This is a genomic window from Treponema sp. R6D11, assembly GCF_054786075.1.
This window is the reverse complement of sequence record NZ_BDHD01000164.1, coordinates 1-3,716: the sequence shown is the minus strand read 5'-3', so window position 1 is coordinate 3,716 and position 3,716 is coordinate 1. Positions and strand designations below refer to the sequence as shown.

Annotated in this window: 1 protein-coding gene; it reads left to right on the top strand. The window is 40.0% G+C overall.

The features are described from left to right. Nucleotides 1-31 precede the first annotated feature (31 nt). Nucleotides 32-3,716: S8 family serine peptidase (locus ACYVTD_RS10475; protein WP_461247721.1), on the top strand; the 3,685-nt coding region annotated here is incomplete at its 3' end.

The window sequence follows — 3,716 nt, the reverse complement described above, 5'->3', positions numbered from 1 at the left end:
ACCAGCGAAGTTAGAGACGGGAGCGGAGATTATGGTTCCTATATTCATCAATGAAAAAGCGCAAACAGTCTCTATTGATGATAACATAAAAGAAAAGAAAGAAAACGCAAACAAAACCTCCTCAAAGGAATTTCTAAAATCTGTGCCACACGTGGCAAACACAGTAATTGCTCAAGTCCGTGACGGTAAGAAAAAAAGCGTTCTCTTAAAATATGACGCAATTGAAGTTTCAGCGGCTTTCGACAAAGCCAATATATTCATAGCAAAATTTGATGAATCCATAGATTTGTCAGATATTTTAACGCGTTTAAATCGAGATCCCGATATTAACTTCGCCGAACCAGACATCATTTTTGACATCGGCCAAGCGAGTGCAAGCGACGAAGGTATCATAATAACAGACGATGCTAACAGAACATTTGATTATAACACCTTCGAGCCATACAACGAGAAGCGCACAGTCGCAGACATGATTCAAAATACATATAAAACTAACGATGGCGCACGTTCTCAAACATTCACTCCGCCTATCAGGGACGTCTTCCGGCTTTCTTCTATTCTGCCATTCATAAATATCACATCACACAACAGCGTCGCATCAACATTTATAGAAAAAGCAGACCTCTTAAGAAACAAATATCAAAACTTCAACTTCGGCATGAACGAAAAAAACATTCAAACCGATAACGAAAGCATAACCTATTCGTATAACCCTGGTTTATGGACTACAACCACACAGCAATATTACGATTTCTTTGGCAACTCATCGCATTTGGGAAGAACTGGTTTTTATGAAGCATGGAAAGATTATAGCACAGGCGCAGGGTCTGTAATAGCAATTGCAGAAGCAGCAGTTGTCGATTTTCGAGTGCCAGATTTATTTGATAATATCTGGACAAACCCAGGCGAGTATGGATGGGATTCAGATGGCAACCGTAAAGAAACAAACGGAATTGACGACGACGGCAATGGTTTCGCAGATGACGTTTATGGCTTTGTAGGAAAAGTCGGTTTAAATCAAAACAACTTGTATCAACAAATACTCGACAACACCTACACTCGTTCAGATCTACACGGAGTAACAACCTCTTCTTACGCAGCTGCAAAAGGCAATAACTATGGCAGGACATATGCCACATATTCTGATTATTATAATACTTTTTCGAGCAAAGATCCTCATTATAGCGACCCCGAACAAGTTGAAATACGCAAAAGACAAACACGCCTAGTTGGCGCTGCACCAAATGCAAAAATCGCATCTATCCCGCTGGACGACGGCATGATTTGGTCAATTGACGCAACAACTGGCATGCCTTTGCAAGACATCAACGGACACCGCGCTACATCATCTAGCGAACTCAAAATGATTCAATATTGTGAAAACGCCGGAATTAAGATTATTAATGCATCATATGTCCGTTATTTAAAAGATGCTGCCAAAAAAACATCCGGTGGCAAAACAACATACGCAGATTATGTAAACGCTATTCCTGAGGCATACAAAATGTATTCTGGTCTTTTAATAGGCGGCGCAGGAAATAACGGAAGCGCATCAACAAGTTCTATAAGCGACCAAGATTATAGAAACGACGCAAACCATTACCTACCTAACAACGACGTCTTCGATTATACTAGAAAAAATACAGTTACTTCATCAACAGACCCAAGCGACGTTATGCCTTTCTTTTTCGGTAAATCAGACAACATAATAATAGCAGGCGCTGCAGACATGGAAGTAGACCCATTCACAGCCATTAAAGAAAACCCTGAGCTTCGAAACAGATTGGATAATAACGTAAATGGTCTATTAAAACCATATGGTTTGACCGCAATGGAAGTTTTATATTTGCTAAATAGCTATGCAACTAAGACAAACCAATGGCAGCAATCGTTATACACAAACTATTCAACTCCAACTCAAGAAAACATTGCAGATCATAACGCTCTCATAGCTAAACTCAACCAAGCCTTTCCTGATATACTCGCAACTATGTCAGGTTCAACTGACGCGCAAAAGCTAGACAACATGATCTCTAAAGCCTCTCAAGATTATGTAACAGTGAAGACATTAACTGCCGCCGATGTTTATAGCAATCTCGTATCAAGTTCCTTCTATTATACAATTACAAAAAATTCATCTAGCGCAGATAAAACGACAATGTCAAATCTATACAATAGCCATAATGCTGAAGCAGCCCTCATGACCACACTAAAAAGCAAGACAAACTATTGCGTAGAAAAAAACACTACACGCGCAGCCGATCTTGCGCTTGTTTTAGCAGCCAAAATAGTTTTACAAGAAACATTCACATTAGATAATTTATATCCACTAAAAGTCCCTTATTCTAATTTCGGTACGCAAAACGTCGATGTATACGCCTGCATGGAAGGCGTTGGCTATAACGATCAATATTCATTGGTAGAAGATATCAAAGATGGCAATGCCATCCTACGCCCAAGAGTTACATCTGGAACATCATTCGCAGCACCTCAAGTTGCTGGTCTCGCTGCGCTCATTTGGGACTACTACCCTAGCCTAACCAACCTACAAGTTAAAAAAATCATCTGTCTATCAAGCACACGTCAAGAATATGTGCCAGAAATAAAATATGGTGTCATAAATGCCGAACGCGCGTTAAAACTTGCCGAGGCATTGAAAAATGGTGCCTCATGGGAAAACCTTGACGCAACAGCAGTCGGCAAGCTATTAAAAAACAAACACGAAGGCGGCGATGTTGACGCTTGGTATACAGACAACACTCACTTCAATAGCAAGGCGCCAAACAATGAAAATTTCAAAACTAATAATCAAGACAAAATAACAGCCGAAGTAGGCAAACCATTATCATACACAGGCGATCGATATGGTGATTTTTCATCAACAACAGCCAACACCTCAGCATATTGGGAAATTAAAGCAAAAAAACCTGGCACAAACACATACATAAAAACCTACTACAAAGCATATATCGAAAACGATACAGCCAACCTAACGTCTACTATAACCCAGTCAAATTGGTACGACGGAAGCTCAACAAAAACTAGCGTAACATTAACTCCGGAATATATCCGCCTAGTTTTCCGCCCTGCAAATATCTTCCCTGCCCATATTTATAATTCTTCAGGAAAACTAACTATAAACCCAACACAATATTCATACTATCCAAATGCATATTCAGGCACGGCGGCAACAATCGACAGCGAGCCTATTCCTTATTATGGTTCCTTCACCAGCGGTTCAAACTCATACCTAAACAGTTTTTGGACATATGCATGGGATCTTTCTGAGCAATACCTAGCAACCGATTGGGTCGAAATTTCAAGAGAAACACCAAAAATAACAAATTCTCCTACAGTAAAAACCGACATCATATACTCAGGCGGTAATAAAACATTAACGAGTACCAACACTACCGTAACGGGCGGAACTCTTTATTTCGCGGTTGTTGATAAAGACGAGCCAGAACCTTCTCGTACAAACACCAGCCTATGGCAAACAGGATATCCTCTAAAGCAGAATGCAGGCGAATATGATGTTTATTACTACGCAAAAGCAACGAACACCGCATATGTAGATTCAAAAACCTTCTTCGCTGGAACAGCCACAATTTCCCCTAAGGAAATTGTGCCAACCATAACATCAACCATTCCAACATATACTTATAGTGGCATAGAAATAATTCCTACAACAGATAAATTAACAGTCAAAGACAGCT